The 17,235-nt window shown below is 62.9% G+C and carries 14 protein-coding genes; all 14 read right to left on the bottom strand.

Annotated features, from left to right (window positions below; genetic code table 11):
• Positions 1–501: 501 nt before the first annotated feature.
• The 14 genes from EPN80_RS15955 to EPN80_RS15890 all read right to left on the bottom strand — a co-directional run bounded on the left by EPN80_RS15955 (position 502) and on the right by EPN80_RS15890 (position 17,177).
• Positions 502–1,221 (bottom strand): GntR family transcriptional regulator, encoded by a 720-nt coding sequence (locus EPN80_RS15955; protein WP_293029381.1) that lies wholly within the window; start codon positions 1,219–1,221, stop codon positions 502–504.
• Positions 1,222–1,231: 10 nt separating this feature from the next.
• Positions 1,232–1,435, bottom strand: coding sequence for a hypothetical protein (locus EPN80_RS15950; RefSeq protein WP_293029378.1), 204 nt, complete (start codon positions 1,433–1,435; stop codon positions 1,232–1,234).
• A gap of 279 nt (positions 1,436–1,714) precedes the next feature.
• Positions 1,715–2,689 carry a 2-dehydropantoate 2-reductase gene (locus EPN80_RS15945; protein ID WP_293029375.1) on the bottom strand — a complete coding sequence of 325 codons (975 nt, stop codon included), beginning with the start codon at positions 2,687–2,689 and terminating at the stop codon, positions 1,715–1,717.
• A 77-nt stretch (positions 2,690–2,766) separates the two neighbouring features.
• The gene (locus tag EPN80_RS15940; RefSeq protein WP_293029372.1) at positions 2,767–3,621 is read right to left on the bottom strand and encodes an IclR family transcriptional regulator C-terminal domain-containing protein; all 855 of its coding nucleotides are present in this window, start codon (positions 3,619–3,621) and stop codon (positions 2,767–2,769) included.
• Between the two features lie 146 nt (positions 3,622–3,767).
• Positions 3,768–5,306, bottom strand: a complete 1,539-nt coding sequence (locus EPN80_RS15935; RefSeq protein ID WP_293029370.1) for an AMP-binding protein — start codon at positions 5,304–5,306, stop codon at positions 3,768–3,770.
• A complete protein-coding gene (locus tag EPN80_RS15930; RefSeq protein WP_293029392.1) occupies positions 5,306–7,045 on the bottom strand; it encodes an ABC transporter permease subunit in 1,740 nt (579 codons plus the stop codon). The genes EPN80_RS15935 and EPN80_RS15930 overlap by 1 nt, the downstream gene beginning before the upstream one ends.
• 55 nt (positions 7,046–7,100) lie before the next feature.
• Positions 7,101–8,159 carry an ABC transporter ATP-binding protein gene (locus tag EPN80_RS15925; RefSeq protein ID WP_293029367.1) on the bottom strand — a complete coding sequence of 353 codons (1,059 nt, stop codon included), beginning with the start codon at positions 8,157–8,159 and terminating at the stop codon, positions 7,101–7,103.
• Between the two features lie 27 nt (positions 8,160–8,186).
• Positions 8,187–9,248, bottom strand: coding sequence for an ABC transporter substrate-binding protein (locus EPN80_RS15920; protein WP_293029364.1), 1,062 nt, complete (start codon positions 9,246–9,248; stop codon positions 8,187–8,189).
• Positions 9,249–9,330: 82 nt separating this feature from the next.
• Positions 9,331–10,092, bottom strand: coding sequence for an enoyl-CoA hydratase/isomerase family protein (locus tag EPN80_RS15915; protein ID WP_293029361.1), 762 nt, complete (start codon positions 10,090–10,092; stop codon positions 9,331–9,333).
• A gap of 313 nt (positions 10,093–10,405) precedes the next feature.
• Positions 10,406–11,428, bottom strand: coding sequence for a GGDEF domain-containing protein (locus EPN80_RS15910; protein ID WP_293029358.1), 1,023 nt, complete (start codon positions 11,426–11,428; stop codon positions 10,406–10,408).
• A 522-nt stretch (positions 11,429–11,950) separates the two neighbouring features.
• Complete coding sequence (locus EPN80_RS15905; protein ID WP_293029356.1) at positions 11,951–12,685, bottom strand: N-acetylmuramoyl-L-alanine amidase; 735 nt, start codon at positions 12,683–12,685, stop codon at positions 11,951–11,953.
• A gap of 72 nt (positions 12,686–12,757) precedes the next feature.
• Complete coding sequence (locus EPN80_RS15900; protein WP_293029353.1) at positions 12,758–14,266, bottom strand: RHS repeat-associated core domain-containing protein; 1,509 nt, start codon at positions 14,264–14,266, stop codon at positions 12,758–12,760.
• Between the two features lie 3 nt (positions 14,267–14,269).
• A complete protein-coding gene (locus EPN80_RS15895) occupies positions 14,270–15,721 on the bottom strand; it encodes an RHS repeat-associated core domain-containing protein (protein ID WP_293029350.1) in 1,452 nt (483 codons plus the stop codon).
• Positions 15,708–17,177 carry a hypothetical protein gene (locus EPN80_RS15890; RefSeq protein ID WP_293029347.1) on the bottom strand — a complete coding sequence of 490 codons (1,470 nt, stop codon included), beginning with the start codon at positions 17,175–17,177 and terminating at the stop codon, positions 15,708–15,710. The genes EPN80_RS15895 and EPN80_RS15890 overlap by 14 nt, the downstream gene beginning before the upstream one ends.
• Between the last annotated feature and the right edge of the window lie 58 nt (positions 17,178–17,235).

Below are 17,235 nucleotides of genomic sequence, written 5' to 3'. Positions count from 1 at the left end.
GTGCCCCCCGCACAGCGTGAATATCGTATCCACCCCCTCCGCCTTGAGCGCCTTGGCCACCAGGTGGCCGCCCGAAACAATCCCCGCGTCCCGGGTCTTTTGTTTCAGGGTGTCTTCGGCGGTGGTCGAATCCGTGCGGTTGTTGACGACTGCAGACATAGTTGTCTCCTTCGACAATGAGTATTTGAACTGTGATCAGGTTTAGCGTGACCGTCGCCCGTTGTTCGTACCGCAACCGCCGCGCTGCCGGTCCTGCACATCGACAACCCGCCTCAGGCTATCGCGCGTTTGCGAAACAAGGGGTTCGATCCCGTTGACATACGATATGTGATATATCAGATTTTAACAAGCCCTATTTCGACTTTTTTTTATGGCTTAAAGCCAATTTTTATGTCAGGGAAATGGCGTGTTGCGCCTCTGGCGCAGACAAAAAAACCGCGCCGGGCATCAGACCCTGGCGCGGTTTTTCAGACGATGGCGGTGCCGCTATGCGGCGCGTGCTCAGTCGAGGAAGTCGCAGTGCGCCTCGACGTAATCGGCCAGATCGAGTGAATGTTGGCGAACCAGCTTTTCGGCCAGCTCGGTATCGCGCTTTTCCAGCGCCTCGATGATGCGCAGGTGGTCGACGATCGAGCGCGAGGCGCGATCGCTCTGCGAAATCGTCAGCTTGCGGATTGCCCGCACGTGTACGAACAGATTCTTGATGGTCTCGAGAATGATCTGCGATTTCGACAGCTCGACGATCGCCTGGTGAAACGCAATGTTGGCGTCGGAGTATTCTTGAATGTGCTCCGCAGGCGTGGTGTCGCGAAAATCGTCAAACATATGACGCAGCGCGGCAATCTCCTGGTCGCTGGCGTGCAGCGTGGCCAGGCGCGCGGCCATGCTCTCCAGCGCGCCCCACATCTGGATCATCTCGACGATCTCGCGCTTGGTTTTGCGCTGAATATAGATGCCGCGACGCGGCACGGTGCGCAGAAAACCCTCTTGCTCGAGCAGCGTCATCGCTTCCCGAATGGGTGTCCGGCTGACGCCGAGCGCCTCGCTGAGCACCCGCTCATCCAGGCGCACGGGCTCCCGCGACTGGTAGATATCTGCATCGGCGATCGCCTGCTTGAGCATGGCGTACGCCTGATCGCGCAGGCTGGCGCCGGCGTTGATAGGCTGCAGCGACAACGCTAGCGCGTTCGAACGGATCTCGGAGTGGGCTTCAGCGGACATTCATCTCTCATTAAATAACGCTCGGACGAGTACCTGTCGTCACGGTCGCACGTTGGTCATCATGTGCCGGCTGCGCATCGCCCAGGCCAGCGAAACGGCCTTCGTCGGCACGCGCGGTAACCGCCGACGGCAGACGCTCGGCCAGCAGGCCTGTCAGCACAGCACCCGTAGAAACCAAAAGAACAGCCAACAACCCGAGGGACAGCATTTCCATGACAAGCTCCAAAAGTTAAAAAACGAACATCAAAAACTTAACTCATGTCGCCATCATATGCTGCACCGCAGCAGACGTCAATTATTTTGTATCTGATATACCACAGACTGAACGAATGCTCTAAATTGCCCCCGATTGCTTTTTTCTCGACCATTGATGAGGCCGACGTATCAATGGTTGATATACAGTGTACAACGTGTCGGATGATCTGACCATGCCCGATGCCCGGCAGAGCACGCGGCTCCGTGCAGGGCGAGCCGCGCTTCGGTCCCGAGCGGCTCAGGCGGCCAGTGCCATGCGCTCACGCTGCTTGATCAACGCAAGGACGATATCGATAGTGGGTGTCGGCATTTGCGCAAGCCGGCCCATTTCCTGAACCACGGTCAGCAGCGGATCGATTTCCATGGGCCGGCCATGCAGCAAGTCCTGCAGCATCGATGTTTTGTGCGCGCCGACCGCCCCGGCGCCATCGATGCGGCGTTCCACGCCGACCCGGAAATGCGCACCGAGATGCTCGGCAATACCTTGCGCCTCGAGCATCATGGTTTTGGCCAGCGCGCGCGTGCCCGGATCGCCGGCAATCACATCCAGCGTGGCATGCGTGAGGGCGCTGATCGGGTTGAAGCAAAGATTGCCCCACAGCTTGAGCCAGATTTCGTCGCGGATATCTTCGCGAATCGGCGCTTCCAGTCCGGCACGGGTCATGATTTCATGCAATCGCTCGACGCGTGGCGTGCGCGCCCCGCTCGGCTCGCCGATCGGGAATTTCTTGCCGTACACATGCTTGATAACGCCTGGCTCGACGATTTCGGTTGCCGGGTAGAGCACGCAGCCAATCGCCCGCTGCGGACCCAGCCCATGCCATTGCTTGCCACCCGGATCGACGCTTTGCAGCACTGTGCCGGCCAGGTCGCCACCATAGTCATGAAAATACCAGTATGGGATGCCATTGATGCCCGTCACCACCGCAGTGTCGGGCCCGAGCAGCGGCTGCATGGCATCGACCACGGCCGGCACCGAGTGCGCCTTGAGGGTGATGAGAAGGTAGTCCTGCGGGCCGAGTTCAGCGGGATTGTCGGTGCAACGCACCGGCACCGTGTGTTCGGTGCCCTCCTCCCGCAACCGCACGCCGCGCTCCTGCATGGCCGCCAAATGCTTGCCGCGAGCCACGAAACTCACGTCGGCGCCAGCCATCGCCAGTTTCGCGCCCATATAGCCGCCGATCGCGCCGGCACCATAGATGCAGATCTTCATGCCTTGTCTCCCAGTTTGAATGTCGCATTTCTTTTGATATATCACATACTACATTTCAAACTAAGGCAACGCAAGCTTCATCCTTGCTCGAACCGGCGATGCTGGGAAATAGCCGAGGCCGTCGATATAACCAGATCCGCGAAGCGGCGCTCATCTCGCTCGGCGTTCCAGCGCGGCCGAGCCACGGCGATATTGACGGCACCGATGCCCCGGCCGTGGGATCCTCGGATCGGCGCCGCAGTGGAAATATCGCCCATGAAGTATTCGTCTTCGGTGTGCGCATAGCCGGCGCGCCGGATCAGGGCGAGCCGCTCCTTGATCTTCTTCACGCTGGTAACGGTCGAGGGCGTGTGCGCAACCAGGTGGGTGCGCGCCAGGATGTCGTCGACCTGGGCATCGGGCAGCGTCGAGAGGATGGCCAGGCCGGGCGCGGTACAGTAGGCCGACAGACGGGAGCCGACGATGACGTTGGCATTGAACACATTGCGGCTGACAATGCGCAGCACGAACACGATATCGGTGTCGTCGAGCACGGTCAGATTTGTGGCTTCCTCGGTTTCCGCGCCGAGTTGCTGCAAGTATGGCGCCGCGCGGCTCACCAGTTCGCTCGAAGTGAGGTAGTGATAAGTGAAATCGAGCAGGCGCGGCGAGAGCTCGTAAGTCTTGCGTTCGGCATCCTTGCTCAGGTAGCCGAGCACGGTCAGCGTGTAGGTGAAGCGCTGCGCGGTGCTGACGTCGAAACCCGTCAGGGCCGCGATCTCCGATAACGTCAGTTGCCGCTTGGTCCCGTCGAATGCCGTCAGTACCTTCATCGCCTTTTCGACCGACTGCACATACAGTGACGATTCAGTCAGTGCCGGGTCTACCGGCGCGATCACTTTGACACCAGGTTCGACTGACTTGGCGGGAGGTGTCTTGGCTTTGGTCACCATGGCGGCACGCGAGGAGTTGGCTCGGCAGATATTATCTCACATCGACAAATATTATTTCTATTCGATAATTCTGCTTCGAGCCACCTGTCGTGCCTCGTGAGCGCCAGCCCGATGGCGACAAGCAGGGGTTTGACATGAGCCCGCCCCTATCGCGCCAGCCGGTCCCACGCGTCGTCGATGTCGCGCGAGAGCAAATGCTTCTTGATCCGCTCGCTCGGCGTCATTTCGAAGTACTCGACCCGCCGATAATAGCGGGGCAATTGGAAACTGGCCAGGGCTTTCGCGGCCCAATCGACCAGCGCCGGCCAGTCAGCCGCGGCATTGTCGCGAAACTGCACGCACAGCAAAATCTCTTGCTCGCCAACCGACGATGCGACGCCCAGCGCGGCCGACATGTGCACTGCCGGATGCGCTGCGAAGACTCGCTCGATTTCCCAGGCGGACACGTTCTCGCCGCGCACGCGCATGCTGTCGGTGCGCCGCCCCACGAAGAACAGGTCACCCTCGGCGTCACGCCGTGCCGCGTCGCCCGTATGGAGCTTGCCGCCACGTAGCGCAGCGCGGGTAGCCGCGTCGTTGTGCAGATAGCCAGCCAGAAACACGCCGTCGACGTCGCTCGACAAAACGATCTCGCCACTCTGTCCGGGCGGCACCTCGCGGCCTTCGTCATCGAGCAGTTCGAGCCGCAGCCATGGCAGCGGGCGCCCGATCGAACCGGGTTTGCCGGTGTCGTTGAGCGTGGCGAAACTCGAGCATTCCGTCATGCCGTAGCACTCTCGCAACTCGCACTTCAGACGCTCGCGAATCGCTTGCCAGGCACCGGCCGTCACCCCCGCGCCCCAGGCCACGCGCAACGTGTGTTCAGCCGGTTGGGCATCGGCCGGCAAACGCATCAGAATATCCAGAATGCCACCCAGATAATGCAATTGCGTCGCCCGCGCGCGCGTGAATTGCTGCCAGAACTGACTGGCGGAAAACCGGCTCACGACGTGCAGCTCCACATCTTCCAGAAATGGCAGCAGCAACATCTGTGCGCCGCCGATATGGCACAGCGGCTCCCACAGAAACAGCCGGTCGGCGGCGCGGGCATCCGCTACGAGCAGCGCGGCCTCGCCCGAGATGCGCATCATCCGGTGGGTGAAGATCACGCCCTTTGGCGCCCCGGTGGTGCCCGAGGTGTAGATGATGCACAACGGGTCGTCATGGCGCGCGGCCGGTGGGACGATCTCGGCATCTCGCGGCAATTCCGCCACTGCGCTGGCCAGACGCGCGCGCACGGCCGGCTGCACGCCCGCCTCGTCGAGCACCGCATCGAAGGCCGCCTCGCTTACCAGCAAGCGTGGCTCGGCGTGCTCCATCAGATAGCGCAGCCCCATGCCACGCAGCTTCGTATTGACCGGCACCCAAACCAGCCCGCTGAGGATCAAGGCATAAATCAGCGCGATCTGCTCGGCACTGTTCTCGAGCATGACCGCGACACGGTCGCCACCGCACAATGCGCGCGCGCGCAGCCATGCCTGCCAGCCGGCGACTTGTTGCCGCAAAGCCGGCCTGGCGATGGCCTGGCCGTCGAACGCGACGACCGGGCGCTCGGTGTCGGCCGAGAGTCCAGCGAAAATCAGCGGCGCGGTGTCAAGCTGGTCCGCCGCATAGCGCCGCGGGAAATAGTCCGGGTAAGGATGCATTACCGACTCTGACGTTTGAAGAAGGAGAAGATCGATACGAGCAGTGCAATGAGCACTACCAGCGAGGTTGCCGCTGCGGCCAGGGTCGGCGTGACGGCTAACTGAATGCTGTCCCACATCTGCTTGGGCAACGTGGTCTTGATGCCGCCGCTGACGAAAATCGCGATTGTCAGGTCGTCGAACGAGACTATGAACGCAAACAGAAATGCCGCCCCCAGGCTCGTCAACAGCAGCGGCAGCAGCACGGTTCGCAGGCGCGCTGCGGGCGATGCGCCCAGGATCTTGGCCGCATCGTCGAGCTGCCAATCGAAGGCCCGGAACGCAGCAGCCAGCGTCACCACCACATAAGGCAAGGCCAGCACGGTATGCCCGACGACAAGCCCCAGATCGGTCCCCACCAAATGGAAATCGGCCAACAGATATAGCAGGCCGACGGCGATCACGATGCGCGGCACGATCAGTGGCGCAATGAAAAACGCAAACATCGGCTTGGTCCAGCGCGGCGCCAGACGCGCAAGCGCGAGCGTCGCGCCAAAGCCCAGGAGCAGCGCCAGCAGCGCAGTCGACAGACCGACCTCAAACGAGCGGATCAGCGCGCTTTGCCAGACTTCCGAGGTGAAGAACTTCACGAACCATTTCAGACTGAACAGCTTGGGCGGGAAGGCAACGAATGCGCTGCGCGTAAATGCGACCGGGATTACCGCGAATACCGGCAACACGAGCGCGACCACCAACCCCGCGCAGATCACTTTGAGCGGACCGACGGCGTCGGCCTCGCGCACCCGGGCGCTGCCCGGCAGCCAGCCGGCCAGTCGGCCTGCGCCGATCAGCATTGGCATGGCTCGGCCGCCGCCCGCCCTCCCCCTGCGCTGAGGTGCCTCGCCGCTGAGCGAGGACAGGCCAACCAGCTTGTCGTAGACCACGAACACCACCAGCGCGCACAGCAGCAGCACGGTGGCCAGCGCTCCGGCAAAATGCAGATCGAACAGGTCGAGCACCGATGAGATCACCAATTGCGCGATCATCGTCTGGTGTGGCGTGCCCAGCAGCGACGGCACGATAAAGAAACCCAGGCTGGTGATGAAAACCAGCAGGCCGGCGGCCGCGGCGCTTGGCGCGGACAGCGGCAGGAATACCGTGAAAAATCCCATCGCCCGGTCAGCCCCAAGCGTTTGCGCGGCCTGCACGAGTTGGTCGCTGATGCCCCGCATGATCGGCAGCATGGTCATCACGGCCAGCGGCAGCATGCCGTGGACCATGCCGATCAGCACCCCGGTGAGCGACGGGATGACGCCGCTGGTATGGGCGACCAGGCCCAGGCTTAATGCCAGCGTGGCAAATACCCCGCTTTTCGACAGCATCAGCATCCACGCATAGGTCTTGACCAGGTAACTGGTCCAGAATGGCAGCATGATCCAGAGTAACCAACGCTGCCGCGCCCGCGACCCCAGTCGACTCAGCAGATAGGCCACCGGATAGCCCAACAGCACCGACAGGGCCGCGGTCAGCAGCGAGATCCAGAACGTCGTCCACAGCACCTTCGCATAGACCGGCGTGTGCGCGATGCGCGCGAACTGGCCGAGACCAAAAGCGCCGCCAGCGCCTTCGAAGCCGCCGCGCAGAATCTGCGCGACCGGCGTGACGAAAAACACCAGCAGGAACAGCAGAGCCGGCAGCGCCGGCAACAGATTGCCCCGCAGCGCGGCGGCGCTGCGGCGCCAGGCCGGCGGCGCGGACATCGTGCCGCTGGGCGGATGCTCGGACAGCGTATCGGACTTGCGCATCGCCCTCTCCTCAACAGGCCAGCAGCGTGGCCCGCGCCGCATCCCAGGTCACGCCCACGTGCTCGCCCACATACGGCGATTGGCGGCGGTCACAACGCACGCTGAAACGGCGAGCGTCAGGCAATGCGACAATCGCCCGCGTGTCGCTGCCGAGGAAAACCACCTCGTCGACCGTCCCCGCCAGCCAGCCGTTCCCTGGCGCCGTGAGCTGCGCCGCCTCGGGTCGCACCAGCAGGCAGACTGCCGCGCCGGCCAGCGGTGGTTCCGGGAATTCGGGCAGCGAGACGGTGTGCTCGCCGATGCGCAATACCGGCGTGGCGCCCTCGCACGCTTCCACATGGCCGTCGAGCAGGTTGGAGTGGCCCAGAAAGTCCGCCGCAAAACGCGTGGCGGGGCGGTCATATAGTTCGGCCGGCGTGCCGATCTGCTCGACGCGGGCCTGGTTCATCAGGCAGATGCGATCGGACAGCGTCAGTGCCTCGTCCTGGTCGTGCGTGACGTAAATGAAAGTCGCGCCCAACTCGCGATGCAGGCGGCGAATCTCGAGTTGCATGTGTTCGCGCAGCTTCTTGTCCAGCGCGCCCAGCGGTTCGTCGAGCAGGATGATCGACGGCCGATAAGCGAAGCAGCGCGCCAGCGCAATGCGCTGCTGCTGCCCGCCGGAGAGCTCGCGCGGCAAGCGCTGCGCGTAGTCCTGCATGCACACCATTGCCAATGCCGCATCGACCGCCCGGCGCAACTCCTCGCGACCGGTGCGTCGCATGCGCAGGCCGTACGCTACGTTGTCCCATACATTCATATGCGGAAACAGCGCATAGCTTTGAAATACCATGCCAATGCCGCGCTTGCCGGCCGGCTCCATGGTAGCGTCACGACCATCGATGAAGATCTGTCCGGCGCTGGGGGGCACCAGCCCGGAGATCATCTGCAGCAGTGTGGTCTTGCCTGAACCGGAAGGGCCGAGCAAGGTGAGAAACTCGCCGGCCTCGACACTCAGATGGGTCGGGGCCAGGGCCACGGTGTCCCGGTAGGATTTGGTCAACCCGACCGTCTGGAGTTTGGGCGGCATGATGAAACTCGGCGCGAATACACGAAATCAGGAAATGATCCAGGTGTTGAAGCGCTCGGTGACCGCCGCGCGATTCTTGGCCCACCACTGCGGGCTCGGCAAGCGCATGTCGCGCAGGTTATCCGGTGCGGTCGGCAAGATTGCCGCGCGCTTGGCCGGGATCATGTCGAAGGCCTTCAGATTGGTCGGGCCGTAAGCCAAATCGGGAGTAAAGGCCGCCTGGCGCTTGGCATCCGCGCAAAAGCGCACAAACTGCTTGGCCATCTCGGCGTGCGGCGTCCCCTTGGGAATGCCCCATCCCTCGACCGAATAAAGGCCTTCGCGCCAATTGATGCGTACCGGCGCGCCATTGTCGATGGCTGCCTGAGCCCGCCCATTCCAGGTCGAAATCATGTCGACGTCGCCATTCTGGATCGCCTGCATGGCCTGCGCGCCGGACGTCCACCAGAGATTAATGTGCGGCTTGATACGGTCCAGACTCTTGAAGGCCCGCTCGACGTCGATCGGGTACAGCTTGTCCAGCGGTACGCCGTCGGCCATCAGCGCCTGCTCAAGCGTGTCGATCGGATTGCGACGCAAGCTGCGCCGCCCCGGGAATTTCTTGACGTCCCAGAAGTCAGCCCAGGACCGCGGCCCTTGCGTTTTGAATTTGTCGGTACGGTAGGCCAGCACAGTGGCATACACATCGACGCCGAGCCAATCCGGCGTGATCGCCTCGGGCATCACATTCGGGTAATCGCTTGGCTTCAGGCCGATGGGCTCCAGGAAGCCATGTGCCTCGAGATAAGGCACATCGTCCGAAATGGTTAGCGTTGTCACGTCCCAAATGTAGTTTCTGGTCTTCACCATCGCGGCAAATTGCGTCACCGGCTGGGACTCGCGCGCCATGCTCACCACCTTGATCCCGGTTGCCTGCTCGAACGGATCGTAGAACGCCACCCGGTAAGCCTTGGTATATGGCCCGCCCGGATCGGACACGATGATCTGCCTGGACTCGCCATGCACCACGCTGGGCAACGCACTGGCCAATGCCAGGGTCCCAGCGGTTTTCAGCAGACGGCGGCGATTCGGATTACTGGGCTGATTCATGACGCACTCCTGAAGACAAATACATTGGTCAGTCACAAAAAAGCGCCGGCACCCCTGTGCGCGGCGCACCTGTGGTGCAGCACTACTTCCGGCGTTGTTGGAAAAACGCTTCCATCATGCGCGCCGGTTCGCCCGAGTCGTATGCCTCGCGCTGAATCCGCATGCCGGCCTCGATACAGTCCCGGAAACCCGCTTCGGTCATTTCACGAAAGCGCTGCTTGTCCAGGCGCATTGCCACCGGCGGCTTGGCCGCCAGGCTCCGGGCGACCTCGAGCGCTTTATCGAAGACTTGCTCGGCCGGCACCAGGTGATGGATCAGGCCGATCCGGTGACATTCTTCGGCCTCCATCAAGCGCCCCGTCAACGTCAATTCGATAGTGCGCGACATGCCAAGCATCGCATTCATGATCCACGGTCCGGTGGTGCTGGCGATGCCGGAGTTGATTTCCGGCTGCCCCATGCGCACGCCCGGATGGCCGACCCGGATGTCGCCCAGTAGCGCCACCTGGAATGCCGAGCCGGCGGCCGTGCCGTTGAGCGCCATCACCAACGGCTTGCTGAGGCTGCGCAGCACGTCGTAATAGCGCTCCCATTCCTTGACCCAGGCCACCGCTCGCGCGCCGTCGAAGTCATGCGCCTCGGAGAGGTCCTGCCCCGCCGAGAATGCGCGGTCGCCGGCGCCGGTCATGATGATGGCCGCCACACTCGCGTCGGTATCGAAGCGCTCGAGAGCCGCAATGATCTGATTGCGCATCGGCGTGGTCCATGCGTTGAGCTTGGCCGGCCGGTTCAGTGTGATCACCGCGACCGGGCCGATGTTTTTCAGCAAGATGTCGTCGCTCATGTTTTATCTCATCGTAATAAATCATATCTATATAAAATATAACCATGAGGAATCGCAGGGACAAGAAATTTCGTGTCGGGGTTTACGTTGATAGCGACCGCCCCTGCGGATTTCGGGACGAAAGCGGCGCGACGGATGATGCGCGCGGTGCGGCAGATGTTTGAAAAAAGGAGGCGCACCCTGGACCTGCGCAGGGTGCGGGGCGGGATCGTATGAGTCGTGCCGGTACTGCGTTAATGCCGGCGCGACGATGTGGCGTCAGCCATGCGCCCTGCGGGCTCGGCTGGTGGGTAGTCGGGGAATAGTTTGACGCTTAGGCGGAGCAGGCGAAAACGCTGTCCAGGTGGCGAACCGCCAACGGCCGGTTGCGTTTGTTTCGATACATCCGCGCATCGGCCAATTTGACCGCTTCGTCCAGCGAGCCCGCCTCCGATTGCAGCGCAAAGCCGATTGACACGGAAATATCGGCCGCGCGCAATGCGGCCGTCAGGCGAGCCTTGAGCAGTTCGGCGCCACGCGGGGTAACGTGGGGCAGCAAAATGGCGAATTCATCGCCACCCAGGCGCGCCACGCAGTCGCGCTGCCGCAACACCGCCTGGACCGTGCGTGCGGTGCGCTTGAGGACGTCATCTCCGGCGACATGGCCGAAGCGGTCGTTGATGCACTTCAGGAAATCCAGGTCGAGGAACCCCACCAGGGCATCACAGCGAGTGTCATCGCCGGCATTGCCCAACTCGGCGTTGATTTGCCGCAAGTAATCATCCCAGCCGGCCCGGTTCAAGACGCCGGTCAGGGCATCCCGCGAGGCTTCATGTCTTGTCATGCGCATCTTCGTTTCGGTTTCGACCAATGCCTCATGCAAGCGCAGCGTTCTCAGCAATGCGCTCAAACACAATTCGATCTCGGCCGAACGCAGCGACACCGTTTGAGCTTGTGATTGCAATCCCAGCACGCAGATATAGCGAGAATCGCCCGGCAGCGCCAGGTCGGCCCGGAACAGATGAGTAACGCACCACTCATCCGCCCGCTCGGCGCCTCGTGCCGATACTTCGCGTTGGCCGTATTGCCGATATGTAAAACGATCATCCTCCGGCGCGCGCGGATCGCACAAGCATTGGCACGCGAACGCGCCGGCCGAGGCAGCCGTGAGATCGCCCGCCGTGGCGAGCAGATCGACAGTTGCACCGTCGCAGCGAGCGACAATCCAGCCACGCATCGGCAGAAACCGATGCAGCAGATTCAGTTGGATTGCTAACGCATCGCTCAAGAGAGACCCGGCCCGGCTATCGATCGTCCTGTGCTTGTCCATTTTCCTGCCGTCTTCGTGGTTTGCCACGGTTTTCGGCAGTGGCGCCGGTTGTGCCAGCACCACGCCGCTCGCGAGCCTTGCGGCCAGCAATTTGTCACGCCCGATCGGCTTGCCGCATGCCGACGCGCCGCGATCCGCTTGCCGAGGATCGCCCCCTCGCCCGGTCGGCTCACTACCGGGCGATCTGACTATATTGACAAGCTCGAACGCTGACAAGAAACCTCGACGAATCTTGACAATTATTCACATTGCCAAGGCATTGCGCCGACACCGGGCGACGGTCACTGGCCCTGTTGCGGCGCAACGTCCGCCTCACGCCACAGCACTACGCTTCGAGTCAACGCATGCCGACAGCTACCCGGATTCTGCGTTTGAACGGGAAGAGATTACGTAAAACTACGTATTGTGCACCGCATCAAATCGGTCTAAACTTCAGTTGTCTCCTCCATGTCTCCTCCTGATATGGATTTAAGCCCGCCAAGTGCGGGCTTTTTTTTGATACGCGCTCGGTGTTCGTTTTCGTCGCGTAACGCTTATCAGTGTGGCCCGCTATCGACGGTATTTTTCCAGCAGGGCATCCAATATCGCCACCGTCTCGGCATCTGGCAGGCCATCGCACTGCGCCGGCCGGAAGTGCATTTGAAACGCCTTCACCACGTCATGGCTATGCTCATCGAGCCGCCCGGTAACGGCAACCCGGTAGCCGTAGCGCCGCAGTTTTTCCTGTAAGTCCTTCACGTCGTTGGGATTGGCGTGCTCGCGCCGAGCCCGCACCTCGGCCGCATCGGGCCAGGCGCCGACGCCGCGCCGCGCCAGCCGCTCCCATGGAAACAGCGGCCCCGGATCGGATTTACGGCCCGGCGCGATATCCGAATGACCGACCACGCAGGTCGGATGAATCCGGTAACGCTGCACAATATCGCCGGCCAGCGTCATCACTGCCTCGATCTGCGCATCGGAGAACGGATACCAGACGGTCTCCTCGCCCGGTTTGCGCGTGAAACCGAGATTGACGATCTCGATACCGAGCGACGTGTCGTTGAGATTATCCCTGCCTTGCCAGTGGCTGACCCCGGCATGCCAGGCACGGCGCGTTTCTTCAGCCAATTGAAAGACAGTGTCGGGCCGGCTGTCCGGCACGAGGTAATGGGCGCTCACGTTAGGGCCCGTCAACGCCTCGATCGACCCTTTGAAAGGGGCCGCGGTGTAATGCAGCACCAGAAACCGCACGCGCTCGTTGACGGCCTTGGCACGGTAGGTCGTCTTGTCGATTTGAATCGTCATCTATAGCTCCCTGCACAAAAAAAGCCGCCCTTGGGCGGCAAAAAAAATCTGCATGGTTCCCGCTGACGGGCCTTATGTCTTGAAACGCTTCTTCTTGCCCTCGTGATAATTCTCGATGCGTTCGATGTTGATCGTGCGACCCTGCTCGCTGAACAACATGCGCCACGCACCAAGCCCGCCACCGGTGCGCGTCCAGTTGGGCAGCGCCGTACTGCGCAGGCCGCCCACCGCATGGCTATGGCGACGGCGCCATCCGGCGTCGGTGAGATTGCCCAGCACGCGTGTGGCAATTTCGCGCTGGTGCTCGTCGAAGCCGCCCGCCTGACGCAAATATGTCGGGCCGAATGTGACCTCGGTCTCCCATGCCACACCACGCGCGGCGCTCGCACCGCCGCGGCTCGGACCGGCCGTGGGCGGCGCAGCCGAAGCGGTTGCCGCGCCGCGCGTGCGCCCGGGCCTGGCTGACGCTTGCGGCGCTTCCTCGGTCAGACGAACCTGGCCGCCCCAGTGCGCCCCCGCCAGCGGATGCTCACCCCCTTCCCTGAGCGGCGTGATCGCATAGCGCACCACTTCGGCATTCGGCGTCAACAAAATGCGCGCTACCAAATATTGATAATCGCCCCCCTGCGCAGCCGCCTCGATTTCGGCGCGCGCGCCGACCGGCGTTCGCATCCGCAAATCGACGATACGCTCGGGCCGATGCACAACCATGCGCCAATCGTGTCGCGGCCCATGATACTTGGCCTGGCGGGTCATCCCGGCGTGCTCGTAGGCGTCATGAAATGCATCGAGATAAGCGCCAATGCGACGCGCATAGCGCTGCTGGTCGGCGATATTGTCCAGCCGCGCCGTATCCATCAAGCATCGTCCCAGCGCCTCGATATCGCACGCGCGAGGCTCGGTCAGGGTTTGCGTTGTTCGGCAGAATCGCCACAGCAGACGCGCCGTGGCCCACATGAAGGCCCCCAGCGCCAGCCCGGCGAGGACCAGGTCGAGCGGATCGCTCTCGTCGGCCAGCCCCAGCGGATCGCGTTGCGTGACCGGGTTATTGCCAACCATCGCGAACAGGTTCAATCCATCTACCGGCCCGGCCGGATCGGCGCTGATCCATCGCCCCAGCCAACCTGCGTAGTATCGAAACGCATAGGCGTCGAGGCCGCTGGCGTCGCGCTCCTGTGCCGCATGACGACACGACTTGAGTTTGACCTCGACCTGATGCGCGGCACACCAAAGCGCTGTGCCGCCGAACGGGTAGAAAACTTCGCGATTCAACACGCGCGCCTGTTCGTCGATTTCAAGCGTCGCCGAATCCTGATGGTCGCCCAAGCGATGGCGGGTTTGACTCGACTCGGCCTGCCGCGGCCGGCCAGCGCACCAGCGCACGCAACACGCCGCGCGCGCACCGGCGCGCACAGCGACCACTTGCCAGCGCGCTCGGCCGGCCATGCGCCACTCGAGACCCGGCAAATAGCGCACCCTATGATCCGGGCTTGACTTGCCCAGCCGCACGCCGGCACCGCCATAGCAATAGCGTTCCCCGGGCAGCTCGAGCAATTCCTTCGTCGATGCTCTTGCATCCATGCGTCACCCATAAAAATTGAAATGTCGGATCACTGCCCGCCGATCGGCGCCCGCCGCAATGCCCCGCAAGCCATAGGCCCAGGCAGTGAAAGCTTCCGCCAGGTATTCCTGGCGACCCTGCTCGCAGGCCAGCGCCAAGTCACCCGCATCCAGTGCCTCGCCCACCTGCTGCGCATGCCTGCTCACAATGGCCTGGCCCAGGCGCTGCGCAAAACGCTCTTCCTGCACTGCGTGCAATGGATCGGGTGGCCCGTCGTGCAGGCTGCCGGTCGTCACGAAGCGCGACACCTCGCTCGGGTTGCGCGCTATATGTAATGCATGCCCTAGCTCGTGCACGAGCGTGCCTTCCGCCTGACGATCCAGCCATTCGCGCACCGCGCCCGCGCGTGGGCGCGCGCCGATCAACACGTCGGCCGCATATTCGGGCACCCCGGCAGCAACGTCCTCGATCTCGTCGAGTACGTAGTCGCTCAGGTCCCGCGCATGCTCGCCAACCACGAGCAAACCCGCATTGACGACGATGGCCGGGCGGCCACCGGCATATGGCTGAGGCGATGTGATGCCCGCCGCGACGGCGGAACTGGCGTCCTCCGGCGTCAGGCCGGCAACAATCCAATCGACTTCGTGGCGGCCGCTCAGCATACCGTTGAAGCCCCTCGTCACCACCCCCAGCGCGCCTTCGATCGCCGCGCGCGCCTGACTCGATTCGAATTCGCTCAAGGCCGCCAGGCGCTCGCCGCCCAGCATTTGCTCGGCGCTCAGAATGCGTCCGTGCAGTGACAGCGTGCTCGCTGGCAACGCCGGCATTGAGCTCCAATCAGCGGTGTCGTACGTCGTCATCAGGTCGTAGCGAAACATCCCATCGTCCAACTCCAATTGCGCGCACAAAAAAGCGTCCACCGCCGAGAGCCCATGTCGATCCGTCAGCGTGAGTGGATTGCCATGCACGAACGCGAAGCGATTCAGACCATCGGCGGCTCCCGCCGGATCGGGATTGATCCAGCGACCCAACCACGTTGAATATGTGCGCAGACCGTAGTCGGCAAGACCACTCGCATCGCGTTCGCGGCCGGCGTACCGGCGGGTTTTGCACACCGCCTCGACGGCACTGCGTGCCGCCCAGACGGCCGTGCCCCCATAAGGGTAAAACGCTTCCTGACTGACCACGCGAGCCGCTTCGTCCAACTCGACCGTAGCCGAATCGAGATGATCGGCCAGCGTGTGCCTGGCGATCCGCTGGGGCGTGCGCCGCGATCGTCCCGACCGCCAACACAGCCAACGCATGCCGCCACGCTCGGCGCGCACGACTTGCCAGTGCGCCTGCCCCGCTTGCGTCTGCCGGCGCAATTCCAGCCCCGGCAAGCGCCTCATCCGGTTTGCGGCGCTCTCCTGGCATACCCGCAGGCCGTCGCCGCCATAGCGGTATTGTTCGACAGCGCGCTTATTGATCATCATGATTGCCCGCCAAGACCACCGACTCGAGCTGATTTCGAGCATTCCAGGACAGCGGCTGGCCCGGCGCCAACTGCAGGAGATTGCCATTGGCATCGAAGAACCTATCAACTGTCGCCGGCGTCACGCCGTCCCATTGTGGCACTGCCCGGTTCGAGTCGGGCGCCACGACCATCTCCTGGGTGTATTGCATCGCCCCATGATGACGTATCTTCACCAGGTTATTGCCTGCGTCGTATTCATAGCGGCGCCGGTAGTTGACAAGTTGTCCCGCGTCGGGCGTGATCGGCAGCGGCGGCGGCAACGCCGCGCCCTGCCGTCCGGCATGGGCGCTTTCGCGCCCGGTCGCCTCGATCAATTGATAAAGCGTGTCGTAGCGATAAGTGCATACGGGCGTGACGCGCTGATTGCGAAAATGCGTCACCGGCTGGGATTTGTCTTCCATGCGCGTGACATTGCCGACCGGATCGTATTCGTAGTGCAAGTCCTGCAGCACGGTGCCGTCGGCGCGCTGGGCATGAATGCGCAACAGCCGCTGATCGGTCGTGCGATAGGTGCGCGTGGTGCGCACGCCATTGCCGGCATCCTCCCGGATCGCCTGCCCGTTGGCGTCGTACACGACCGAAGTCACGATCTTCTGCGTCTGGGCGGGCAGCATCTGCGTGCGCCGCGCCTTGCCGCGTCCGACGGTTTCCTCCATCGCCGCAAGGTGCACCGTGCAGGTTTTGAGCTGTCCGGCAACGTTATGGGTAAATACCTGTTCATTCCCGCACGCATCGGTCTGGCTGATCATTGCGCCGGCCACGTTGTAGCGCCAACGCGTCGTGTAGGCCTCGGCCTCCAGTAGCGCGTCACGGGCGGCGACGTCGGCCGGCCAGTCGGGCGCATCGGGAGAGGCCAGGAAGCGGCGCGTTTCGCCAAGTATCTTTCCGCTCAGGCCATAGCCGCCAAGCGTGCGCGTGCCGGCCGGGTCGTCGTGGCGCAGCAATTGACCACGCCGATTATGCGTGGCGGCCCTGTCACCGTACGCCAGGCGCTCGACGCATTGCTCCCGGGCGCCTGCGGCGCCGGGACGCTCGTAAATCGCAACCGGTCGCTGTAACGCGTCGTATTGCACGCGGCGCCGTGCGCCCCGGCTGTCCCATGCCAACATCACCTGCCCGGCGTCATTGAAAAATTCCACGCGCCAACCGGCATCGACGCTGTCGGTGCGCAGCACCTGGCCGCCGAGAGCATAGGCATATTGCATATTCGGTGTGACACGCTCGCCTTGCTCGGCCCGCGCGAACAGCCGCGGGTCAATGCTGCTGACGAGCCTGCCGGCCTCGTCGAATACGTGGCGCGTCACACGCGCCTCGGGTTTCTCGTCGGCCTCGCGACGGTGGTATGCAATCGTTCGCACGGCCTGCCCGCGGCCGTCGAGCGCCGTCACCGACGGCGTATGGGTGTGAATCGACATGAAGATTTCCTCTGATCGTTTGAAACGGCTCGATTGGTTAGCCCAGAGCCAGCCCTGC

The organism is Pandoraea sp., assembly GCF_004297875.1.
GTDB lineage: Bacteria > Pseudomonadota > Gammaproteobacteria > Burkholderiales > Burkholderiaceae > Pandoraea.
The sequence above is the reverse complement of the archived record's forward strand: the minus strand, read 5'-3'. Positions and strand labels throughout refer to the sequence as shown.